Annotated in this window: 3 protein-coding genes; 2 read left to right on the forward strand and 1 reads right to left on the reverse strand. The window is 72.5% G+C overall.

Annotated features, from left to right (window positions below):
- Both WA675_RS04570 and WA675_RS04575 read left to right on the forward strand, forming a co-directional pair.
- Positions 1 to 24,348, forward strand: coding sequence for a non-ribosomal peptide synthetase (locus tag WA675_RS04570; RefSeq protein WP_336082179.1), 24,348 nt, complete (start codon positions 1 to 3; stop codon positions 24,346 to 24,348).
- Positions 24,345 to 25,118: an FkbM family methyltransferase gene (locus WA675_RS04575; RefSeq protein WP_336082180.1), complete on the forward strand. Its 774-nt coding sequence runs from the start codon at positions 24,345 to 24,347 to the stop codon at positions 25,116 to 25,118. Before WA675_RS04570 ends, WA675_RS04575 begins: the two co-directional genes overlap by 4 nt.
- On the opposite strand, the gene WA675_RS04580 is transcribed toward WA675_RS04575, so the two are convergent.
- Positions 25,115 to 25,702: a TetR/AcrR family transcriptional regulator gene (locus WA675_RS04580; protein ID WP_336082181.1), complete on the reverse strand. Its 588-nt coding sequence runs from the start codon at positions 25,700 to 25,702 to the stop codon at positions 25,115 to 25,117. The two genes, WA675_RS04575 and WA675_RS04580, sit on opposite strands and share 4 nt — an antisense overlap.
- Positions 25,703 to 25,731: the final 29 nt, after the last annotated feature.

The following is a 25,731-nucleotide window of genomic DNA, read 5'->3' on the forward strand; positions in this document are numbered from 1 at the left end:
ATGGAGTCTGTCGATAGTCGCGTCGGAAATCAGGATCTGATTCCGCTTTCGTCCGCTCAATACGGCATGTGGTTCGCCGACAGCGCGTACAGTGGTCCGGCTACGAATATCGCGCAGTATGTCGAGATCGACGGGCCGATCGACGTCGCCGCCTTCAACCGCGCGGTCCACCTCGCGGCCGAGGAGACCGAGTCGCTCATGGTGCGGCTGGTGGAGGTCGACGGCGTCCCCTATCAGCTGGTCGATCGCAGCATCACCTTCAACGAGCTGGTCCTCGATGTGGGCGCCGATCCCGATCCGATGGCCGCGGCGCTGGACTGGATGCGCCGCGACTACACCCGCCGCGTCGACATCACCCAGCATCAGCTGGCCGTCACCCGGTTGATCCGCGTCGGCGAGAACCGGCATCTCTGGTACGCGCGCGCCCACCACCTGGTGATCGACGGCTACGGCGCCTTCAGCATGCTGAGCCGGGTCGCCGAGCACTACAACGCCCTGCGGGAGGGCCGTGAGCCCGCTCGGCTGGTCGCGGCCGCGCTGCGCGATATCGCCGTGGAGGAGCAGGCCTACCGGGCGGGATCGCGGTTCGAGGCCGACCGCCGGTACTGGCTGGACAAGGTCGCCGGGCTGCCCGCGCCCGCCGGGCTGGCCGGACGCGCCGCCCGGCCGGGGACCGTCGACCGGGTGGGGGCCCGGCAGCTCCCGCCCCCACTGTGCGACCTGCTGGATCGCCGTGCGGCGGCCCTCGACGCCTCGGCCGCCCAGGTGGTGGTCGCCGCGTTCGCCGCCTTCTTCGCCCGGATGACCGGCGCCGAGGACGTGGTGCTGTCGGTGCCGATGAGCGCGCGGGTGACGATGCGGCTGCGCAATGCCGCGGCCATGCTCGCCAATATGGTGCCGATCCGCTTCGCCATCGACGACACCACCACCGTGGCCGGGCTGGTCGGCGCGGCCACCGGCGAGCTGGTCTCGGCCCTGCGTCATCAGCGCTACCGCTTCGAGGACCTGCGCCGGGAGTCGCCCTCGATCGACAATTCCGCGACCACCTACGGCCCGGTCGTGAACATCCTGTTCTTCGATTCCGAGATCCGCCTCGGGGACGCGGTCGGTCACTATCACGCGCTGACCTCCGGCGCGCTCGAGGACCTGCAGCTCAACCTGTACCGGACGGGACCGGACGCGCCGCTGCTGATCGAGCTGCACGGCAACGACACTCTCTACAGCGCGCGCGAGATCGACACGCACGTCGCGACGTTCGTGGAGTTCCTGGAGCGGTTCGCGTCGGCGGACGCGGACACACCGATCCTGGACCTGCCGATGGACGCCACGGCACCGGCCCTCGATGCCCCGGCGGGTCTCGCGCCGGACGGGACGCTGGTGGACGCGCTGGCGCGGCAAGCCGCGGCGACGCCGTTCTCCGGCGCGGTCACCGCCGGGGGGACCACGCCGAGCTATCAGGAACTCGACCACCGGTCCACCGGACTGGCCCGGCGGCTGATCGCCCGCGGTGCCGGGCCCGGTGCGCTGGTGGCGATCGCGCTGCCGCGCGGTGCCGAGCTGATCGTGGCGATCCTCGCCGTCGTCAAGTCCGGGGCGGGCTTCGTCCCGCTGGATCTCACGCATCCGCGTGAGCGGCTGGACTACGTTGTCGGGCAGGCGGATCCGGCCGTCCTGCTGGTCGACCCGGAGACGGTCGCGGTGCTGCCCGCGCACCCGGAGCGGACGCTGGTGCTGGCACCGGGCGCGATGCCCGACGACACCGCCCCGATCACCGACGCCGAGCGCACCGCACCGCTGCGCCCCGACGACGCCGCCTACGTCATCTTCACCTCCGGCTCGACCGGCAGGCCCAAAGGGGTGGTCGTGAGCCACCGGGCGGCGGTGACCTATTTGGCGAATTCCACGGCCGCCCTGGGCATTCACGCCGGTGACGTGTGGACGTGGCTGCACTCGGTGGCCTTCGACTACTCGATCTGGGAGGTCTTCGGGCCGCTGACCACCGGCGGCCGGATCGTGGTCGTCGACGGGCTCACCGCGCGCGCACCCGACGAGCTGGTCCGCCTGGTAGCACGCGAGGCGGTGACCGTCTTCAGCCAAACCCCGTCGGCGTTCTACCAATTCGCCGCCGCGGACCGCCGGTATCGCGCGGCCGGGGTGCCCGAGGGTGTGCCGTCGGTGCGGATGGTGATCCTCTCCGGCGAGGGCCTCGATCCGGCGGCGCTGGCGCCCTGGTACGAGGACAATCCGCTCACTCCCGTGCTGGTCAACAGCTACGGCATCACCGAGACCACGGTCTTCGTCACCCACCTCGCCCTGGACGCCGCCCGCGCGGTACCGGGTGCGCCCAGCGTGATCGGCTCGGCGCTGCCCGGCCTGCGCACCTATGTGCTGGACCGGCGGTTACGGCCGGTGCCGGTCGGGGCGTGGGGCGAGATCTATGTCGCCGGAGCGCAGGTGGCGCGGGGCTATCTCGGGCAGCCCGCCCTGTCGGCGGGCCGGTTCGTCGCCGATCCGTGGGGGTCGGCGGGGGAGCGGATGTACCGCAGCGGTGATGTCGCCCGCCGCACCGAGGACGGCGGACTCGAATACCGGGGCCGCGCCGACCAGCAGGTGCAGCTGCGCGGCTTCCGGATCGAACTCGACGAGGTACGCGCCGCACTGCTCACCCATCCCGCGGTGGCCGCGGCGGCCGTGACCGTGCATCGCGCGGGCACCGATACCGCCCGGCTGGCCGGGTATGTCGTGCCGGTCGAGGGCGCGACCGTCGACGGGGAAGCCGTTGTCGCGCAGGCGGCGACGCGGCTGCCGCACTACATGGTTCCGGGCGTGGTGTCGGTGCTGACGGAGCTGCCGCTGACGGTCAACGGCAAACTCGACCTCCGGGCACTGCCCGCACCGGACGAGACGGCGCCGACGGAGTACGTCGCCCCGCGGACCGAGGTCGAGCAGTGTGTCGCGCGGGCTTTCGCCGAGGTGCTCGGGGTGGAGCGGATCGGCGCGTTCGACAGCTTCTTCGACGCGGGCGGCAATTCGCTCACGGCCACCGCCGTGGTGGTACGGGTTGCCGAGGCGACCGGTAGCGAACTGTCGGTGCGTGATCTGTTCGCCGACCCCACCGTCGCCGGTCTGGCCGACCGCGTCGGCCGGGCGCGCCGCCGGGTCCGCCCCGCGCTGGCGCCCGTTCCGCGCACGGCGGCGCTGGCGCTCGCGCCCGCCCAGCAGCGGATGTGGCTGATCAACCGGGCCGATCCGGCCTCCGCCGCCTACAACATCCCGCTCGTGGTGCGGATGACCGGGCGGCTCGATCCCACCGCCCTGCGCGCCGCTCTGGACGATGTGCTCGACCGGCACGAGTCGCTGCGGACCCGCTATCCCGCCGTCGACGGCACCGGGGTCCAGGAGATCCTCGCCACCGACGACGTGCTGGCCGAATTCCCTTGCACACCGGAGTATGTCGAGCCGGACCGGCTCGACGAGCGGGTGCGGGCCCTGGCCGCCGAGGGATTCGATGTCGCCGCCCGGCCGCCGCTGCGGGTGGCCGTGCTCGGCACGGGTGCGCCGGACAGCCACGTGCTCGTCCTGGTGCTGCATCACATCAGCTGTGACGGTGCCTCCCTGGCCCCGCTGGCCGCCGATGTGGCCGCCGCGTACGCCGCGCGCGCCCAAGGCCGCGCGCCGCACCAGGATTCGCCGGTGGTGCAGTACGCCGACTACGCCGACTGGCATCGCCGCCTGCTCGGTGCGGACACCGACCCGGACTCGCTGCTCACCGAGCAGCTCGGCTACTGGACGGCCCAGCTGGCCGACGCCCCCGCCGTGCTCGAGATCCCAGCCGACCGTCCCCGGCCCGCGCAGCGCTCGCTAGCGGGCGGGATCGTCACCACCGAGCTCACCGCATCGACCTACGCGGGCGTCGAACGGCTCGCGCGGGCCGCCGATGTCACCCCGTTCATGGTCGTGCACGCGGCGCTCGCGGTGGTGCTGTCGCGGGTGTCGGGCGCCACCGACATCGTCATCGGCGCGCCGCTGGCCGGTCGCGGCGACGCGGAGCTGGCGCCGCTGGTGGGGATGTTCGTCAATACCGTGGCGCTGCGCACGCCGGTCCGACGCGCGGAATCGTTCACCGCGTTCCTCGAACGGGTCAAGGACACCGACCTCGACGCGTTCAGCCACGCCGACGTACCGTTCGACCGGGTCGTGGAGGCGCTCGACCCGCAGCGCACGACCGCCTACGCGCCCGTCTGCCAGGTGTATCTGTCCTTCGACAACACCGAGATGCCCCGGCTGACGCTGCCCGATCTCGAGGTCGAGGTGCTCGATCCCGGCGCGGAACCGGCCAAGGTCGACCTCGTCGTCACCGTCGCCGCCCATACCGCCGACACCGGGGCCGTGGCCCTGCGGATGAACTACGCGACCGACCTGTTCGACGCGGCCACCGTCGAGCGGCTGGCCGCCCGCCTGGTGCGGGTGCTCGCGGCCGTGGTGGCCGACCCGTCGGCCCCGGTCGGTGACGTGAACCTGCTGACCGATGCCGAACGGGCCGTCCTGGCCCCGGTGCGCGGCGCCGAGGCCGTGCCCGGCGTGGCACTGGCCGAACTGCTCGGGCGGGGCGTGGCGCTCTCGCCGCACGGTCCCGCGGTGGTGGCGGGTGAATCGCGGCTGGACTTCACCGAACTGGACCAGCTGTCGAACCGTTTCGCGCGGCGCCTGCTCGACCAGGGCGCGCGACCGGGCGAGGTGGTGGCCCTGGTGCTGCCCCGGTCGGTGGACTTCGTCGTCGCGGTGTGGGCCGTCGCGAAAACCGGTGCCGCCCTGGTCCTCATCGATCCGCGCAACCCCCGCGAGCGCATCGCGGCCATGCTCGCCGACAGCGCGCCACGGGTCGTGCTGACCAGTGCCGAGGTCGGCGACCGGGCGCCGGAGGGGCCGTGGTCACTGCTGGTGGTCGCCGATCCGGTGTCGCGCAGCATCACCGAGGGCTATCCGTCCGCACCGGTGACCGATGGCGACCGGGGCAGGCCGGTGCATCCCGGCGACGTCGCTTACGTGATCTACACCTCCGGCACGACCGGCGTGCCCAAGGGCGTCGAGGTCACCCATCAGGGGCTCGCGAATTTCGCCGCCGAACAACAGGATCGCTACGAGGTCGACCCCACCGTGCGCGTCCTGCAGGCCGCCGGACCGGGTTTCGACGCTGTAATGCTGGAAGTGCTGCTGGCGCATCCCGGGGGCGGCGCGCTCGTGGTCTCGCCACCGGATGTGTACGCGGGCGCCGACCTGGCGGAGCTGATCCAGCAGGCGGAGGTGACGCACGCCTTCCTGACCCCCACCGTCATGGCCTCGATGTCACCTGCCGGGCTGGACTGCCTGCGCGTGCTGGTCGCCGGTGGCGAGGCGCTCACTCCCGAGCTGGCCGCCACCTGGGCGCCGGGACGGCGGCTGCACAACGGCTACGGCCCGACCGAGACGACGATCATGGTCGCGATCAGCGACCCCGTGCCCGCCGACGGGCCGATCACCCTCGGCGGTCCCATCCGCGGGATCTCCGCGCAGGTACTCGACGCCCGGATGCGCCCGGTCCCGGTCGGGACGGCGGGCGAGCTCTACGTCTGCGGTGTGCAATTGGCGCGCGGCTATCTCGGCAGGCCCGCGCAGACCGCGGCGAGCTTCGTCGCCGACCCCTGCGGCACGGGCACCCGGATGTACCGCACCGGCGACCTGGTCCGCTGGACATCGGAACTGACTCTGCAGTACCTGGGCCGCGCCGACCATCAGGTCAAGATCCGTGGCCAGCGCACCGAACTGGGCGAGATCGAGGCGGTGCTCGCCCAGGATCCGGCGGTGGCGCACGCGGTCGTCGTGGTGCGCGAGGACGCCGGTGCCGATCGTCTGGTCGGTTATCTGGTCGGTGCGGGCGTCGACGCCGAGCGGGTGCGGGCCGCCGCGCGGGACCGGCTGCCCGCGCACATGGTGCCGGATGTCTGCATGGTGCTCGACCGGTTCCCGCTGACCGCCAGCGGCAAACTCGACCGCGCCGTGCTGCCCGAGCCGGTGTTCCCCGGTCCGGTCGCCGATATCGCGCCCCGCACCGCCACCGAACGGGTGGTGGCCGGGGTGTATCGCGAGGTACTCGCCGCCCCGCGGATCAGCGCGCTGGACAACTTCTTCGACCTCGGCGGGAACTCGCTGACCGCCACCAAGGTCGCGGCCCGGCTGTCCGGCGTGCTCGGTGTCGAGATCCCCGTACGCACCCTGTTCGAGGCACCGACCGTCGATGCGCTCGCCCGCGAACTGGACGCCACCGGACCCGACCGGTCCGGCGGCGAACGCACCCCCTTGGGCCCGCAGCGGCGCCCCGAACGGATCCCGCTCTCCCCGGCGCAGACGCGCATGTGGTTCCTCAACCGCTTCGACCCCACCTCCGCGGTGTACAACGTGCCGGTCGTCGTCCGTATCTCCGGACCGCTCGATATCGACGCTCTCCGTAGCGCACTGGCCGACGTGGTCGCCCGGCACGAGACCCTGCGCACCCGGTATCCGGACAGCGACAGCGGGCCGTGGCAGGAGATCCTGCCCGCCGACGGCCCGGCACCGGAACTCACGCCGATCGCCGTGACCGAGGACGCACTCGCGGACCGGATCGCCCACGAGACCGGCGCAGGATTCGATGTCAGCGCCGAGGTTCCGGTCCGGATCGCCCTGTTGCGCACGGCGTCCGAGGAACACACGCTGGTGCTGTCCGTCCATCACATCGCCATGGACGGATCCTCGCTCGGCCCGCTGGCCGCCGATATCGCCCGCGCCTACCGTGCCCGCCGCCACGGCGAGGACCCCGGCTGGGCACCGCTGCCGGTGCAGTACGCCGACTACACGCTGTGGCAGCGCGAAGTGCTCGGCGCGCCCGACGATCCGGCGGGCCCCACCGCCGAGCAGATCCGGTACTGGAGGGCGGCCCTGGCCGAGCTGCCCGAGGTCCTCGATCTGCCCACCGACCGGCCCCGGCCCGCGCACCAGTCCTTCCACGGCGCCGCGCTGAGCGCGGTCCTGCCCGCGGACCTGCACCGCGACCTGACCGCCCTCGCCCGGGCACACGACGCGACGGTGTTCATGGTGACGCACGCCGCGTTCACCGTCCTGCTGGCCCGGCTCTCGGGCACCGGCGACATCGCGGTGGGCACACCGGTCGCCGGGCGCGGCGAACCCGCGCTGGACCCGCTCATCGGCATGTTCGTCAACACCCTGGTGCTGCGCGTACAGGTCGATCCGGCGGCCTCGTTCCGCGAGATCGTCGACCGGGCCAGGGACGGCGATCTCGGCGCCTTCGACAATGCCGCGATCCCGTTCGAACGCCTGGTGGAGGAACTCAATCCGCCCCGCAGCACCGCCCACGCGCCGCTGACCCAGGTCGGCTTCTCGTTCCAGAACATCGACATCCCCACGCTGAGCCTGGACGGTCTGACCGTGGCGGCCGACCTGGTCGACCCCGGGGTGGCCAAGTACGACCTGCACCTCAACCTCGTCGACACCCTCGACGCCGACGGCGCACCGGGCGAGATCGGTGTCGAATTCGGTTATGCGACAGACCTGTTCGACGAACACACGGTGGCCGCGATCTTCGCGCTGTTCGAGCGGGTGCTGCGGGCCGTCGTCGCCGATCCCGGCCTGCCCGTCGGTGACCTGCCGCTGCTGGACGCGGCGGACCTGGCCGAACGCGGTGCCCGCGAGACCGGACCCGCCCTGCCCGACGGCGCGGCGACCCTCGTCGACCTGTTCGCGAACCAGGCGGCAGCCACCCCGGAACTGCCCGCTGTCATCGACGGCGACACCGGCGAGGTGCGCACCTATCGCGGCTTCGTCGAGGAGGTGAACGCGCTGGCCCGGGTCCTGATCGGTCGCGGTATCGGACCGGGAAGCCTGGTGGCGGTGGCGATCCCGCGGTCGGTGGAGCTGCTGCGGACGCTCTACGCCGTGCACGCCGCCGGTGCCGCGTATCTGCCGCTCGACCCGGACCACCCCGTCGACCGGGTGCGGGCCGTGCTCACCGAGGCGATGCCGGACGCGGTGGTGACCCGCGACGAGCTCGACCTGCCCACCGGGGCGCCGATCTGGCGCCTCGCGGAACTGGCGACGACCGGCGCATCGGCCGCGCCGATCACCGACACCGATCGGCCCCGGCCCCTGCGCCCCGCCGACCTGGCCTACGTGATCTTCACCTCGGGATCCACCGGTGTGCCGAAGGGTGTCGCGCTCACCCATGAGGCCGTCGCGAACCAATTGCGCTGGCTGCGTGCGCACTACGGGTTCGGCACCGACGACGTGCTGTTGTTGCGCACGCCGGTCACCTTCGACCTGTCGGTGTGGGAACTGTTCGCCGCGACGGCGTCCGGAGCGGCTTTGGTCGTGGCCGGGCCCGAGGACCACACCGATCCGGCGGCCCTCGCGCGGCTCGTCACCCGGTACGGCGTCACCGTCGCCGATTTCGTGCCCTCGCTGCTGGCCGCCTTCCTGGAACACACGACCGACCTCGCCACGCTGCGCCAGGTGCTGTGCATCGGTGAGGCCCTCGACGCCGTCACCGTCGACCGGTTCCGTACCGTCGCCACCGCCCGGATCGACAACCTCTACGGGCCCACCGAAGCCGCCGTGAGTGTGACCGCCCACCGGATCGGCGAACTCGACGGCGCCGTGGTGCCGATCGGCACCCCTGAGGCGAATGTCGTTGTCCGGGTGCTCGATACGCGGCTGCAACCCGTCCCCGACGGGGTCACCGGAGAGCTCTACCTCGGTGGCGTCCAGCTCGCCCGCGGCTATCACGGGCGCCCGGACCTGACCTCGGCCGCCTTCGTCGCCGATCCGTACGCCCCCGGCGCCCGCCTGTACCGCACCGGCGATCTCGTCCGGTGGGACCGCTCCGGGGAACTGCGCTATGCCGGACGCCGCGACACCCAGGTCAAGATCCGTGGCCTGCGCGTCGAACTGGGCGATATCGAGGCCGCCCTGCTCGCCCAGGACCGGATCGGTGCCGCCCTCGCCCGGGTCCACCCGGTGGCGGGGGAGCAGGTGCTGGTGGCCTATGTGGTCGGCGAGGACCCCCTCGACACCGACGCGCTGCGCGCCGCCCTGCTGGACCGCCTGCCCACGTATATGGTTCCCGCGCAGGTGATCCGGATCCCGGCCGTCCCGCTCACCGCCAACGGCAAGATCGACTACCGGGCCCTGCCCGCACCGGACCCGCACGGCACCGCGACACGGTACCGGGCGCCCAGCGGCCTCGCCGAGGAGACGATCGCGACCGTCTTCGGCGAGCTCGTCCAGGCAGCCTGGATCGGCGCCGACGACAACTTCTTCACCCTCGGCGGCAATTCGCTGCTGGCCACCCGCGCGCTCAGCCGCATCGGGGAGGTGCTCGGCGCGAGCATCCCGGTGCGCGCGATCTTCGAGGCGCCGACGGTGACCGAGCTGGCCCGGTGGATCGAACGGCAGCGCACGGCCGCCGCGGTCAGCGGCCCGGTGGCGGGGCCGCGGCCCGAGCGGATCCCGCTGTCCCCGGCGCAGAGCCGGATGTGGCTGCTCAATCAGCTCGACCCGGACTCGGCGAGTTACGTTGTCCCGCTCGCCATCCGGATCGACGGCACCCTCGACACCGGCGCACTGGCCGCGGCCGTGCGCGATGTGCTCGAGCGGCACGAGATCCTGCGCACCACCTATCCAGCTCACGACGGCACACCCGCCCAGGTCGTGCTCGGGGCGGGCGAGGTCGTCGCGGCCTGCGACACGACGGTGCACCCGATCGAGGAGATCGACCTGGGGCCACGGCTGCGGCAGTTCTTCGGCACCGGATTCGACGTCAGCGTGGGCGCGCCGGTGCGGGTCGCGGTGCTGCGGCTGTCCCCGTCCGCGCACGTGCTCGCGCTGGCGGTGCACCACATCAATTGCGACGGCTACTCCGTCGCGCCGCTGGCCGCCGACATCCTCGAGGCCTACCGGGCCCGGTGCGCGGGCGCCGCACCGGCCTGGGCGCCGCTGCCCGTGCAGTTCGCCGACTACGCGCTGTGGCAGCGTGCCGCGCTCGCCGCGCCCGATTCGGCCGCCGCCCACGACCTCACCTACTGGCGCACCCAGCTCGCCGGTATCCCGGACGTGCTCGGTCTGCCCACCGACCGGCCGCGGCCGCTCGAGCAGTCCCACCGCGGCGCCACCGTGCACGCCACCGTGCCCGCCGAGATCGCCGCCGCCGTGGCCGCGCTGGCCCGGCGCAGCGGGGTGACCCCGTTCATGGTGGTGCACACCGCGCTGGCCGTGCTGCTGGCCGAGCTCTCCGGCGGCGACGACATCACCATCGGCGTCCCGTACGCCGGGCGCGGTGATCGCGCGCTGGACCGGCTCGTCGGCATGTTCGTCAACACCCTGGTTCTGCGTACCCGGGTCCGCCCGGACCAGCGCTTCCTCGACCTGCTCGACCTCGCCCGGCGCACCGATGTCGAGGCCTTCGAGCACGCCGCCGTCCCGTTCGAGCAGCTGGTCGAAGTCCTCAATCCCGCCCGCTCCACGGCCCATTCGCCGCTGTTCCAGGTGATGCTCGCCTACCAGAACATGGCGCGTGCCCGGCTCGAACTGCCCGGCCTCGACATCGAATCCGTCGATATCGGCGCCGAGGCGGCGATCTGCGACCTGCTGCTGATGGTCACCGAGGACCGCGGGCCGCAGCACGAGATCACCGGCATGACGCTGCGCCTGACCTATGCCACCGACCTGTTCGACGAGGACTCCGCGCAGCGCCTGACCGATCAGTTCGTCCGGGTCCTCGCCGCCGCCACCGCCGACGCCACCGTCGCGGTCGGCGATATCGACCTCGCCGACGAACTCCGCGAGGACGCCGACGAGATCACGGCGACGGGACGCACCCTGGTCGATGCCTTCGACGAGCAGGTCGCCCGCACGCCCGAGGCCGTCGCGGTGCGGGTCCCGGGTGGTCCCGCCCTGACCTATCGCGAATTCGACGAGCGGGTCAATCGGCTGGCCCGGCACCTGATCTCGCTCGGCGCGGGCCCCGAGACTCCGATCGCCGTCGCCGTGCACCGCTCGATCGAGCTGATCACGGCCGTCTACGCCGTGGTGAAGACGGGCGCCGCGTTCGTGCCCCTCGACCCGGAGCACCCCACCGCGCGCCTGGTCCATGTGCTGCGCGTGGCGCGACCACTGCTGGTCGTCACGACAGCCGAGGACGATCACGGCCTGCCCGCGGACATCGACCAGGTGCGGCTCGACGACCTGGATCTCGGCGCGCTGCCGTCCGGTCCGGTCACCGATGCCGAGCGCATCGCACCGCTGCGGGCGGACAACACCGCCTATGTGCTGTTCACCTCCGGGTCCACCGGCGCGCCCAAGGGCGTCGCCCTGACCCATGCGGCGACCACCCACCAGCTGGCCTGGGCGCAACGCGAGTTCCCACACGACGGGTCGGATGTGGTGCTGCACAAGACACCGATCACCTTCGACATCGCCGTGTGGGAGTTGTTCTGGCCGTTGCGGACCGGCGCGCGGATCGTCGTCGCCGAACCGGGCGGCCACCGCGACCCGGCGTATCTGGCCGGGCTGATCGCGGCCGAAGAGGTGACCACGGTGCACTTCGTGCCGTCGATGCTCGATGTGCTCCTGGAATACCCCGGCGCCGACCGGTTGTCCTCGGTGCGGCAGCTGTTCCCCGCTGGGGAGGCGCTGGCCCGGCGGACCGTCGAGCGAGCGTTGCGGGTGTTCGACACCGCCGAGGTGGTCAACTGGTATGGGCCCGCGGAGGCCGAGGTGGTGACCGCCTACCGGTGCGCGGCGAATTCCGCACTGCGCGGCGGTGTTCCGATCGGTGACCCGGTGACGGGCATGCGGCTGCACGTGCTGAACCCGCGGTTGCGGCCGGTGCCGGTGGGTGTCGTCGGCGAGCTGTACGTGTCCGGTCCCCAGCTCGCCCGCGGCTATCACGGGCGGCCCGACCTCACCTGCGGAGTGTTCGTCGCCGACCCGTTCGGGGCGCCGGGACAGCGGCTCTACCGCACCGGCGACCTGGTCTCCCGGAGCCGGTCCGGGGCGCTGGAATACCACGGCCGCAGCGACTTCCAGGTGAAGTACCACGGCCAGCGGGTCGAACCGGGGGACATCGAGGCGGCATTGCGGTCGATCGACGCGGTGGCGCGCGCGGTCGCGGTCGTCACCCCGGACCGGATCACCGCCTTCGTCACGGCCGCCGCCGGTCTGACCCTCGACGGTGCCACGGTCCGCAAGCAGCTGACCCGCTTGCTGCCCGCCTACCTGGTCCCCGCCGCGGTGCGGGTCGTCGACACCCTGCCGCTCACCCCGACCGGCAAGCTGGACCGGGCCGCGCTCGCGCGACCGGTACTCGACGACACCGACGAGAGCGCCGACGGCCGCCCCGACCGGGCCGCGTTGCGGGCCAAGATGATCGCCGAGTACGTGGCCCGGACCGATCGCGAGGTGGTGCTGGCGAATATCGTCGCCGAGATCGTCGGCGCCGAGCACGTGAGTGTGGCGGCCGACCTGTTCGACATCGGCCTCAACTCGTTGTCGGCCGCCCAGCTCGCGGCCCGCGCGGAAGCGGCGCTGCGGGTGCGGGTGCGAGTCCGCGACGTCTTCGAGGCGCCGAGTATCGCCGAATTGGCGGAGCGGATCGCTTTGCGCGACCGCTATTCCGGCGTTCCCCTGGTGCGCGGGCACGACCGCGACGAGGTCCCCTTGGCGGCGGCGCAGCGGCGCATCTGGATCCTCAACCAGCTCGATCCCGGCTCCGGCGCCTACAACATCTGCTTCGCGGCCCGGCTGACCGGCCCGCTGGACCTGCGCGCGCTGCGCGGCGCCATGGCCGACGTGGTGACCCGCCACGAACCGCTGCGCACCATCTACCCCGATGTGCGGGGCACACCCCATCAGCTCGTCCGCGAGACCGCGGTGGGGCTGCCCGAGCTGGAACCGGTCGAGATCACCGACCCCGCCCGGCTCACCGACGAGCTGCGCACCGTCGTGGCAGCGGGATTCGACCTCGCCCGGTCCGCGCCGGTGCGGGCCCGCCTGTACCGCACCGGGCGCGACGAGCACGTGCTCGTCGTCGTGGTGCACCACATCGCCGCGGACGGCGCGTCCATGGCACCGCTGGCCCGGGATGTCTTCGCCGCCTACCGATCCCGCCGGTTCGGTGGTGAACCCGAATGGCCCGCGCTGCCGGTCGACTACGCAGACTACGCGCGCTGGCAGCAGCGGACTCTCGGCGCCGAGGACGACCCGGCGTCGATGGCGGCCCGGCAGCTCGCCTACTGGCGGGACGTGCTGGCCGACGCGCCGGAACTGCTCGAACTTCCGACCGACCGCCCGCGGCCCGCCGTGCTGTCCAGCACCGGTGCCCGGGTGCGGTTCACGGTCGAACCCGGCCTGCACGAGGCGATCGTCGAGCTCGCGCTGCGCGAGGGCGTCACCGTCTTCATGGTGGTGCACGCCGCGCTGGCGATCCTGCTCGGCCGCACCGCCCACACCGGCGACGTCTCGATCGGCACCCCGGTCGCGGGCCGGGGCAGGCCCGAACTCGACGATCTGGTGGGCATGTTCGTGAACACGGTGGTGCTGCGCACCCGGATCGACGAGGACCAGCCGCTGCGCGAATTCCTCGGCACGCTACGCGAGATCGACCTCGACGCCCTCGCCAACGCCGACCTGCCCTTCGACCGGCTGGCCGAGGTGCTCGACCGCGCCCGGTCCACCGCCTATTCGCCGCTGTATCAGGTGCTGCTCGGCTTCCGCAATGCCGAGACCACCGCGTTCGAACTCGACGACATCAGCGTCGAGGTGCTCGACCCGGGCGCCGCGCAGGCCAAGTCCGATCTCACGGTGCTGATGAACGAACGGGGCGCGGGCACCGGCATGGACGGCGAGATCGTCTACGCGACCGACCTTTTCACCGACGCCACAGCCACCCGGTTCGCCGACCGCTTGGTGCGGGTGCTCGCGGCGATCACCGCCCGGCCGGAGGAGCCGATCGGCTCGATCGATCTGCTCGGCGAGCAGGAATCGGCCCAGCTGCGGCCCGCCGGACAGCCCGCCGCCGTCCCGGCACGGACGCTGCCCGCTCTGCTCGCGAGCGCGGCCGTCGACCCGGCCGCCACCGCCCTGGTCGGTGCCGGGGAGACACTCACCTACGGCGAGCTCGACGCCCGCTCCGATCGGCTGGCGGCCCTACTCTCGGTCACCGGTGCCCGCACCGGAACCTTTGTCGCGCTGGCACTTCCGCGCTCGGTGGAATACCACGTGGCGCTGTGGGCGGTGGCCAAGACCGGTGCCGCCTTCGTGCCGATGGATCTGCGTTATCCCGCCGACCGGCTGGTCCACATGGCCGAGGATTCCGGAGCCCGGCTCGGCCTGACCGTCCGGTCGGCGCAGGCGGGCCCTGTCAGGCTGCCCGCCACGGTGGAGTGGCTGTGCGTCGACGACCCCGAGGTACTCACCCGCGCGGACGACGCGTATCGCGACGGAACCACGGTGCCCGCCCGGCCGGTCCGGCTCGACGACGCGGCGTACCTGATCTACACCTCCGGCTCCACCGGTCTGCCCAAGGGCGTGGTCGTCACGCACGAGGGGCTGGCCGGGCTGGCCGCCGAGCAGGACGAGCACTACCGGATGGATCGCGCCTCCCGGGTCCTGCAGGTCGCCTCGCCCGCCTTCGACGCGGTGCTCATGGAATCGCTCATGGCCTATACCGCGCACGCCACGCTGGTGATCTCGCCCGCGGAGGTGTTCGGTGGGCCGGAGCTGGCCGACCTGATCCGTACCCAGCGTGTCTCGCACGCCTTCCTGACCCCGAGCGTGCTGGCCACGATGGCACCGGCGGGCCTGGAGACGCTGTGCATGCTGACGGTCGGCGGCGAGGCGGTGCCCGCCGAATTGATCGCCACCTGGGCGCCGGGACGGCGCTTCCACAATGTGTACGGCCCCACCGAGGCGACGGTCGCGGTGTGTGTCAGCCCGGAGCTCGCGCCCGGCGACCCGATCACCATCGGCGCGCCCATGCGCGGCGTGCGGGCGATGGTGCTGGACCGGCGGCTGCGCCCGGTCCCGATCGGGGTGGCGGGCGAGCTGTATCTGGCCGGGACCTCGCTGGCGCGCGGCTATCTGAACCGCCACGGCACGACGGCGACGGCCTTCGTCGCCGATCCGTTCGGCACGCCCGGCACCCGCATGTACCGCACCGGTGACCTGGTGCGCTGGACCGGTGAGCACACCCTGGAATACCTCGGCCGCGCCGACTTCCAGGTGAAGATCCGTGGTCAGCGCGTCGAACTCGGCGAGATCGACGCCGCGCTGATCGCCTGCCCCGAACTCGCCGCCGCGGTCACGGTGAGCAGGCGCGGTGCCGCCGGACAGCCGACCCTCGCCGCCTACCTGGTGGCCGCCGACGGCGCGACGATCGACGTCACGGCCCTGCGCGAACGCCTCGCGGCGGCACTCCCGGAGCACATGGTGCCCGCCACCTTCACGGTGCTCGACGAGATGCCGATGTCGGCGACCGGCAAGATCGACCGGCGCGCCCTGCCCGAGCCGGTCACCGAACCGTCGGCAACGGCGACCGCTCCGGCCACCGAGCGGGAGGCGACCATCGCGGCGATCTTCGCCGACGTGCTCGGCCTGGCGACGGTCGGCACCGAGGACTCCTTCTTCGCGCTCGGCGGCGACTCGATCATGTCGATCCAGCTGGCCGCCCGGTTGAAGACCGCCGGTGTCCTCGTCACCGCCCGCGACATCTTCGAGCACCGGACCGTGCGCGGGCTGGCGAGTGTGGCCGAGTCCGCGGGCCGGGTGACCCTGGCCGAGCTCGACGGCGGCGGTGTCGGCGCGGTGGCGCGCACGCCGATCGTGTCGTGGTTCCTCGGCAGGTCGGGCGGCGACCGGTTCGCGCAGTCCCTGCTGGTCGAGCTGCCCGGGGACGCGCGCCGCGACGATGTGGTGGCGACCGTGCGGGCCGTCCTCGACCGGCACGACCTGCTGCGGGCCCGCCTCGACACCGACCACCTCGAGGTCCTCCCGCGCGGTGCGGTCGACGCGGACGAAGTGGTGTCGGTACGCACCTTCGGTCCCGGAAGTGTGCCCGGCAGTGCGGGATTCACGGCAGCGGCCGAGGCGGCGCTGGCCGAGGTGTCGGCGCGCTTGAACCCGGCCGCGGCCGTGCTGATCCAGGTCGTGTGCCTGCTCCCGGAGCCCGGTGTCTCGGCTGCCGCGCGGGCCTTGCTCGTCGTCCACCATCTCGCGGTCGACGGGGTGTCGTGGCGGATCCTGATCCCGGATTTCGTCACTGCCTGGCAGCAGGTCACCGAGGGGCGGCCGGTCGAACTCCCCGAGGTGGGCACCTCGATGCGCCGGTGGGCCGAGGCGCTGGCCACCGCGGCGCCGCAGCGCGCCGGGGAACTCGGGCTCTGGCAGGAGATGGGCGCGCGGCCCGAACCGCCGCTGGGCGCCGAGCTGTTCGACCCGGCCGTGGACGTGCAGGCGACGGTGGCACGGACGACACTGACCCTGCCGGTCGCGCTGACCACCGCGCTGCTCGCCGACATTCCCCGCGCCGCCCACGCCACCACCGACGACGCGCTGCTCGCCGGACTCGTACTGGCACTGGGCCGTTGGCGCCGCAGGCGCGGCGTCGCCCACACGGGCGCGCGGATTCTGCTGGAGAGCCACGGCCGGGAGGAACAGCTGGCCGCCGGTGCCGACCTGTCGCGCACGGTCGGCTGGTTCACCAGCGCGTACCCCGTCGATCTCGTCGTCGACGACACCGACCCACGGGCCGCGGTGAAAGCGGTGAAACAGCGGCTGCGGACCGTGCCCGACAAGGGCATCGGCTACGGCCTGCTGCGCTACCTGCACGCCGAGACCGCGGAGGTGCTGGCGGCCCTGCCCGAACCGCAGATCGCTTTCAACAATCTCGGCCGCGCGGGCGTCGACCTCGCCGCCCTGTCCGGCGTCGCCTGGGTGCCCGCCGCCGACGGTTTCGACCGGCACGCGGCCTTCGACCCCGCTATGCCCGCCGCCACCGCGCTGACGATCGACACGACCATCGCCGACACCCCGGACGGGCCGGAACTGTCGGCCCAGATCGGCTATGCCACCCGAATTCTCGACACCAACGAGGTCGAGGATCTGCTCGGTGAGTGGCTGACCGTGCTCCGCGAGATCGCCGAGGCCGCGACCCGCGACACCGAGTGGGGACTCACCCCGTCCGATGTCGCGCTGGTCGCGGTGACTCAGCCGGACCTGGACGAGCTCACCGCACGGTACGGGCCGCTCGAGGCGGTCTGGTCACTGGCGCCCTTGCAGAGCGGGCTGCTGTTCCACGCCGAACTCGCCGAGGGCGCGCTCGATGTCTACACCGCGCAATCGGCCATGACCCTCACCGGCACGCTCGACCAGACCCGCCTGCGGCGCTCGGCCGACGCACTGCTGCGGCGGCATCCGAACCTGCGGGCCGCCTTCACCCGCACCGCGAACGGGACCGCGGCACAGGTGATTCCGGTCGACGCCCCGCCGCACTGGCGCACCGTCGACGCCCCCGCCGCGGCACTGCCGGGCATCCTCGCCGACGAGCGGGCCGCGGCCTTCGACCCCGCCGACCCGCCCCTGGTGCGGTTCGTCCTGGTCACGGTGTCGCCCACCGAGTTCCGGCTGATCCTGACCGCGCACCACCTGCTGCTCGACGGCTGGTCGCTCCCGCTGCTGCTGCGCGACCTGGTCGGGCTGTACGCGGCGGACGCGCAGGCGGCCCTGCTGCCCGGCGCGCCGTCCTACGGCGAGTACCTGCACTGGGTCGGACGACACGACACCGCGGCGGGCGTCGAGGTCTGGCGGGACGCGCTGAGCGGCTTCACCGAACCCACGCTGGTGGCCGGTGCGGGCGGTGCGGCGACCGTCGACATCCCGGTAGACCTGAGCATCGACCTCGACGCCGATCTCGATCGCGCGCTGACGGACTTCGCCAGGGCGCGGGGCGTCACGACCGCGACCGTCGTCCAATTCGCCTGGGCGACCGTCCTGTCCGGCCAGCTCGGCCGCGAACGCGTGGTGCTCGGCGAGACCGTGTCCGGCCGCCCCGCCGACCAGCCCGGTGTCGAAGCCATGATCGGCCTGTTCGTCAACACCGTGCCGGTTCCCGTGCGGGTGCGCCCGGACCGCACCTTCGCGCAGGCCCTCGAACGGTTGCAGGCGGACAAGACCCGTGTGCTCGACCACCATCACGTGGCGCTGTCCGACATCATGGCCGCGACCGGCGGGGGTGCTCTGTTCGACACCCTGGTGGCCTTCGAGTCCTACCCGGTCGACAGCAGTGGCCTCGGCGACGCGGATATCGACGGGGTGCGGGTCACCGCCGTCGAGGGCACCGACGCCGCGCACTATCCGATCACCGTGCAGGCTCACCACACCGACACCCTGCACATCCGGGTCCGCTACCAGCGCTCCCGGGTCGACGCGGCCACCGCCGCCGCCTTCACCGACCGGATGCAACGGGTCCTGCGCGCGATCGCGACCGATCCGGACACCCGCGTCGGCGACGTGGACCTGCTGACACCGGCGGAACGCGCGGCCCTGGTCCCGGCCCGGGGCGCGGCGAGCGTGCCGCCCGAACCGCTGACCGAACTGCTCCGGCGCGGGCGCGCCCTCCGCCCCGACGGCGTGGCGGTCGTGTGCGGTACCGAACAGCTCACCTTCGCCGAATTGGATTCCAGGGCAAGCCGGTTGGCCGACCACTTCGCCGCGCACGGCGTCGGACACGGCGACACGGTCGGCGTGGTCATGCCGCGCTCCATCGACCTGATCACCACGATCTGGGCGGTGGCCGAACTCGGCGCGGCCTGCGCGCTGCTCGACCCGCGCAACCCCGCCGAGCGGCTCGCGGTCATGCTCTCCGACTGCGGCGCGCGCGTGGTGGCGACCCGGACAGGCACGAGTGACGGTGTGCCCGAAGGGGAATGGCACCGTCTCCGCGTCGACGAGCCCGGACCGCGTTCGACGGTGGACCGTGGCCGGTCCGTTCCGGTGCGGGCCGCCGACACCGCGTACCTCATCTACACCTCCGGGACCACCGGCACACCCAAGGGCGTGGCCGTGACCGGGTCCGGCCTGGCGAACTTCGCCGCCGAACAGCGCGAGCGCTACCGCGTCGACGCCGATTCGCGGATCCTGCAGTGCGCCGCACCGGGTTTCGACGCCGTCCTGCTCGAGGTCCTGATGGCGCATCCGCACGGCGCGGCGCTCGTGGTGTCCCCGCCCGACGTCTTCGCGGGGGAGGAGCTCGCCGCGGTGATCCGCGACCAGCGCGTCACCCACGCCTTCCTGACCCCGACCGTGCTGGCCACCATGGCACCGGAGGGCCTCGACCGCCTGCGGGTGCTCGTCGCGGGCGGCGAAGCGGTACCTGCCGAACTCGCCGCTGTGTGGGCACCGGACCGGGAACTGTTCAACGGCTACGGGCCCACCGAGACGACGATCATGGTCGCCATCAGCGATCCGCTGCGGGCGGGGGAGACCGTCACCCTGGGCGGCCCGATCCGCGGGACCTCGGCGCTGGTGCTCGATGCCCGGCTGCGGCCGGTCCCGGTCGGGGTGACCGGCGAACTGTACGTCGGCGGTGTCCAGCTCGCCCGCGGATATGTGGGGCGCGCGGGCGCCACCGCGGCGAGCTTCGTCGCGAACCCCTTCGTGCCGGGGGAACGGCTGTATCGCACCGGCGACCGGGTCCGCTGGACCGCCGGACACACCCTCGACTACCTCGGCCGCGCCGACCATCAGGTCAAGATCCGGGGCCAGCGCATCGAACTCGGCGAGATCGAGGCCGTCCTGGCCGGGCACCCGGACGTCGCGCACGCGGTCGCGGTGGTCCGCGCCGACGCGCACGGCACCGAGCGGCTCGTCGGCTACCTCCTCGGCGACACCGTCGACCCTGAGCAGGTCCGGACCTGGGCCAGGGGCAGGCTGCCCGCCGCGATGGTGCCCGAGCGCTGCGTGGTGCTGCCCCGGCTGCCGCTTACCAGCACCGGCAAGCTCGATCGCGCCGCCCTGCCGGTCCCGGTCTTCACCTCGGGCGCGGGCTATCTGGCCCCGGCCACCGAGACCGAACAGGTCGTGGCCGACATCTGCGCCGAAGTCCTCGAACTCGACCGCGTCGGCATGCGCTCGGACTTCTTCTCCCTCGGCGGCAACTCGCTGACCGCGACCCGGGTGACAGCCCGGCTCAGTTCCGCGCTCGGCGTGCGGGTCTCGGTCCGCGACCTGTTCGAATTCCCGGTGCTGGCCGACCTCGCCACCCACCTGACCGGCCGCGACCTGGTCGGGCGCCCGGCCCTGGCCCGCCGGACCGGGGACGCGCCGGTGCCGCTGTCGCCCGCGCAGCTGCGGATGTGGTTCCTCAACCAGTTCGACACCTCGGTCGGCGCCTACAACGTGCCCCTGGTCATCCGCCTGACCGGTGACCTCGACCTGGCCGCCCTGCGGGCCGCGTGCGCGCTGGTCATCGGCAGGCACGAATCGCTGCGCACGAAATTCCCGGTGGTCGACGGCATTCCACGCCAGGTCGTCGTCGACGCCACGGAGGTCGTGCCCGCGCTGCGCCCGGTCGTCATCGAGGAATCGGTGTTGCCCAAGGCGGTGGCCACGGTGGTGTCGGCCGGATTCCGGGTGACCGAGGCGCCGCCGGTGCGGGCCGAGCTGTTCGACGTGGGCCCCGACGATCACGTGCTGGTCATCGCGGTGCACCACATCTGCGCGGACGGCCTGTCGATGATCCCGCTGGCCCGCGATGTCGCCGCCGCCTACCACGCCGCGACCGCCGCGACCGAGCCCGCCTGGCCCGCGCTGCCGGTGCAGTACCCCGATTACGCGCTGTGGCAGCACGAAGTCCTCGGCGCGGACAGCGATCCCGAGTCGCTGCTGTCGCGCCAGCTGGACTACTGGCGGACCACCCTGGCCGGGCTGCCGGAACTGCTCGAACTCCCCACCGACCGGCCCCGCCCACCGGTGGCCTCGATGCGCGGGCAGGCCTTCGAATTCACGATCGGCGCACCCCTGCAGGAGCGGATCGGCGCGTTGGCCCGCACCGCGGGCGCGACGCCGTTCATGGTCGCGCACGCCGCGCTGACCGTGCTACTCGCGCGGCTGGCGAACACCGGCGACGTGGCGGTCGGCACGCCGATGGCCGGACGCGGGGAACGCGAACTCGACGATCTGATCGGCATGTTCGTCAACACCGTCGTCCTGCGCACCCCGGTGCGTTCGGGCGATCCCTTCGAGACCCTGCTGGCGCGGGTCCGGGCCGCGGATCTGGCCGCCATGGCGCACGCGGACGTCCCGTTCGAACAGGTCGTGGAGGCGATCAACCCGCCCAGGTCGACCGCGCACCTGCCGCTGTATCAGGTGACCATCGACTACCAGAACCTCGACGAGGCGGTGCTGAACCTGCCCGGGATCGCGGTGGAGCCGGTCGAGAACTTCTTCGAACAGGCCCAGTCGGATCTGAACGTGAAACTGGTCGAACGCTACGACGCCGACGGACATCCACGCGGCATCGTCGGCCGGTTGACCTACGCCACCGACCTGTTCACCGACGAGTCGATGGAGCGCTTTGCCCGCTGGTACGTCCGGATCCTGGAGGCGGTCACCGCCGATCCCCGAGCCGTGGTGGGCGATATCGAGTTCCTGGAGTCGCGGCAGCGACGCGAATTGCTCGATGCCGCAGGCGAACCGGGCACCCAGGTACCCGCGACGACGATCGGCGACCTGTTCGCGCGCCGGGCCACGCTCGCACCCGACGCGGTCGCGGTGACCGACGGCGCCACGGTGCTGACCTACCGCGAACTCGATGAGCGCGCCCGCGCGGTCGCCGCCCGGCTGAGCGCGTGCGGCGCCGGGCCGGACACCCTGGTGGCCGTGGCGCTACCCCGCACCACCGACCTGGTGGTCGGGCTCCTTGGTGTGATCCTGTCGGGGGCGGGCTACCTCCCGCTGGACGTGGCGTACCCGGCCGACCGGCTCCGGTTCGTCCTCGCCGACGCGGACCCCGTCGCCCTGCTGACCTGGTCCGGAGTTCCCGCCGGGCTACCCGAATTCGACGGTCCCCGTGTCGATCTCGACCACAGCACCGTCCTCGCGGAGGCGACTCCGCGCGCGCCGCGGCCCGACAACCTGGCCTACATGATCTACACCTCCGGATCGACCGGCCGTCCGAAGGGCGTCGCCGTCACCCACCGGGACGTGGTCACCCTGCTCACCCACACGAGCGAGAGATTCGAGGTCGGCGCCGACGATGTGTGGACGCTGTTCCACTCCTACGCCTTCGATTTCGCGGTCTGGGAGATGTGGGGCGCGCTGCTCACCGGCGGCCGGGTCGTGGTCGTCGACTACGAGACCTCCCGGACACCGGACGCCGTCGTCGACTTGGTGGCCCGCGAGCGGGTCACCGTGCTGAGCCAGACACCCTCGGCCTTCTACGGATTCGTCGAATCCGAACGGCGATACCGGGAAGCCGGTGGCACGGAACTGGCCGTGCGCTACGTCGTCTTCGGCGGCGAGGCCCTGGACACGGCCCGGCTCAGCGGCTGGTTCGCGGCCCATCCGGTCGACGCGCCACGGCTGGTGAACATGTACGGCATCACCGAGACCACCGTCCATGTCGGTTTCGCGGAGGTCGACGGACCGGGCGCGCGCGGAATCGGCACCGCACTGCCGGGGCTGACGGTCCACGTGCTCGACGACCGCCTGCGGCCGGTCCCGGTCGGCGTCGCGGGCGAACTGTACGTCGGCGGTGAGCAGCTGGCCCGCGGCTACCGCGGGGCCGCCGCGCTGACGGCGGGCCGGTTCGTCGCCGCGCCGTTCGGCGGGCCGGGCGCCCGGATGTACCGCGCGGGCGATCTCGGCCGGTGGCGGCGCGGGCCCGGCGGGCTCGAGCTCGAGTATCTGGGCCGGGCCGACACCCAGATCCAATTGCGGGGCTTCCGTATCGAATTGGGTGAGGTGGAAGCCGCGCTGCTGCGGCATCCCGCCGTGGCGCAGGCGGCGGCCGCGGTGCACCGGCACGCCAGGGAGGTCGACCAGCTGATCGGTTACGTCGTCCCGGTGGCGGGGCGCACGGCCGATCCGGCGGAGATCCGGCAGTCGGTGACCGAGGTGCTCACCGGATATATGGTCCCGTCGGCCGTCGTCGTGCTGCCCGCGCTCCCGATGACGATCAACGGCAAACTCGACCGGAAGGCCCTGCCCGCCCCCGATTTCGACCACGGCACCGACGAACCGCAGACACCACGGACACACTCCGAGGCGGTCGTCGCCGAGGTCTTCGCGCAGGTCCTGTCGGTGCCGCGGGTCGGCCCAGCCGACGGCTTCTTCGACCTGGGCGGCAACTCGCTGCTGGCCACCATGGCGGTCACCGAACTGTGCGCCCGGGGCGTCGCGATCGAACTGCCGTGGATGTTCGACGACGCCACCCCGCGCGCCCTCGCCCGCCGGGCCGACGAGACCGACGGCGCCTCCGGCATGCAGGTGCTGCTGCCGCTACGCCCCGCGGGTGACGCGGCACCGCTGTTCACGATTCACCCGGCGGGCGGCCTGGCCTGGTTCTACGGCGGCCTGGCCGGGCAGTTGCGCGCCGACCGGCCGGTCTACGGGTTGCAGGACCCGCACGTCGTCGCGGCCGAACCGGTCGCCGGGTCGATCGAGGAACTCGCCCGGCGCTACGCCGAGGAGATCCGGCGCGCCCAGCCGGACGGGCCGTACCACCTGCTCGGGTGGTCGTTGGGCGGCGAGATCGCCCACGCCGTCGCGGTTCTGCTGCAAGAACAGGGCGAGCTGGTGGCGCTGCTGGCCATGATGGACAGCGCCGCGGGCACCCCCGCAGCCGCCACGGGCGCAGAGTCCGCGCCCGGCGACCTGATGGCCGATCTGCTCGGCGGCTGGCGCGAACTGTTCGACCTCGGCGACGCGGCGACCGCGAGCACGCCGGAACAGGCCTGGCAGGTCATCCGCGAACAGATCACCGGGACCGGCCTGTTCACCGCCGAGCAGGTCGACCGCGTGATGCGCAGCTTCGACACGGCGGGCACCCTCGCCGAGACCTACCGCCCCCGGGTCTTCGACGGCGACCTGGTCTTCTTCACCGCGGGCAAGGACCGGCCCGACCCGGACGCCATCGCCGATACCTGGCAACCGCATATCACCGGCGCCGTGCACAACACCGTGATCGACGCACGGCACCTCGAGTTGACGCACCCATCCGCGCTGGCCGTCATCGGCCCGATCCTCGAAGGATTCATGACCTCATGACCGCATCGCAGAACCTCCGCCTCGCCGACGGCCGCACCGTGACCTGCACCAGCCCGGCCGAAGCCCGCATGCTCTGGAACGAGATGGTCGCCGACGGGTTCTACCGGCAGGCCGCGGCCACACTGCGCCCCGGCGACCTCGCCGTCGACATCGGCGCCAATATCGGCCTGAGTGCCATGATGTTCGCCGACACCAACCCCGAGGTCCGGGTGATCGCCGCCGAACCCGCCCCCGCCACCTACGACTGCCTGCGCCGCAATATGGCCGCGCACGTGCCCGACGGCGTCGCCCTCGAGGTCGCCGTCGGCGCCGCGCCCGGCGTGCTGCCGTTCACCTGGTACCCGAAGGCCACCGCCAATTCCAGCCTGTACGCCGACCGCGCCGCCGACGACGAGGCGACGAAGATCTTCCTGCGCAACAGCGGCCTGCCCGACGACGCCATCTCCCTGATCACCCGGGGCCTGCACGACGGCGAACAGATCGACGTGGAGGTCACCACCGTCTCGGCGATCCTGGCCGCGCACGACACCAGCGCGGAGATCGGGCTGCTCAAGGTCGACGTCGAACGCGCCGAATTCGATGTGCTGCTGGGCATCACCGAATCCGACTGGTCCCGGATCCGGTCGGTCGTGGCCGAGGTCCACGACCACAACGGGCGCCTCGACGAGTTCTGCAAGCTCCTCGACGCCCACGGGCTCAGCCCACGCACCCGCCAGGACCCGTCCCTGGCGGGCACCGAACTGCACGAGGTCTACGCCGTCCGTGTCTAGTCCCGCGCCGCCGTCGCCACCGTGACGGCGGCGTCCGCGGCCCTGCGCGCGTCCGCCGCGGTGACGGGCTCGTGGGTGACGAAGAGCCGATGGAACACCGGGGCCAGCGCGAAACGGATGATCTCGACCGGATCGGGCACCGGTGCGAGTTCGCCCCGGGCGACGGCCCGCTCCACCAGCACGGCGGCCTCCCGGTGCCTCGCGGCGTAGAAGGCGCGCAGGGCCGCCGCGGCATCGGGATGCTGCATGCCCGCCGCCACGAAAGCGGTGGCGACACTGCCGGATTCGGGATCGGTGAAGCCGGTGCGCAGTAGCTCGGTGAGCGCGCGCAGATCCCCGCGCAGACTCCCGGTGTCGGGAATCGGCCAGGACTGCTCGCTCGCGCGGTCGAGCGCGTCGGCCACCAGGCCCTCGGGCCCGCGCCAGCGGCGATACACCGTGGTCTTGTGCACTCCGGCGCGCTGCGCGACGGCCTCCACCGTGAGCCCGGGATACCCGTGCTCGGCGAGCTCGGCCGCGGTGGCGTCGAGCACGGCCTCCCTGACCCGGGCGCTGCGTCCGCCGGGACGTCGTTGCGGTTCCAAAAACAACTCCTGTTGCGTTAGCTGCCGAC

Source organism: Nocardia sp. SSK8 (assembly GCF_037034205.1).
Lineage (GTDB): Bacteria > Actinomycetota > Actinomycetes > Mycobacteriales > Mycobacteriaceae > Nocardia.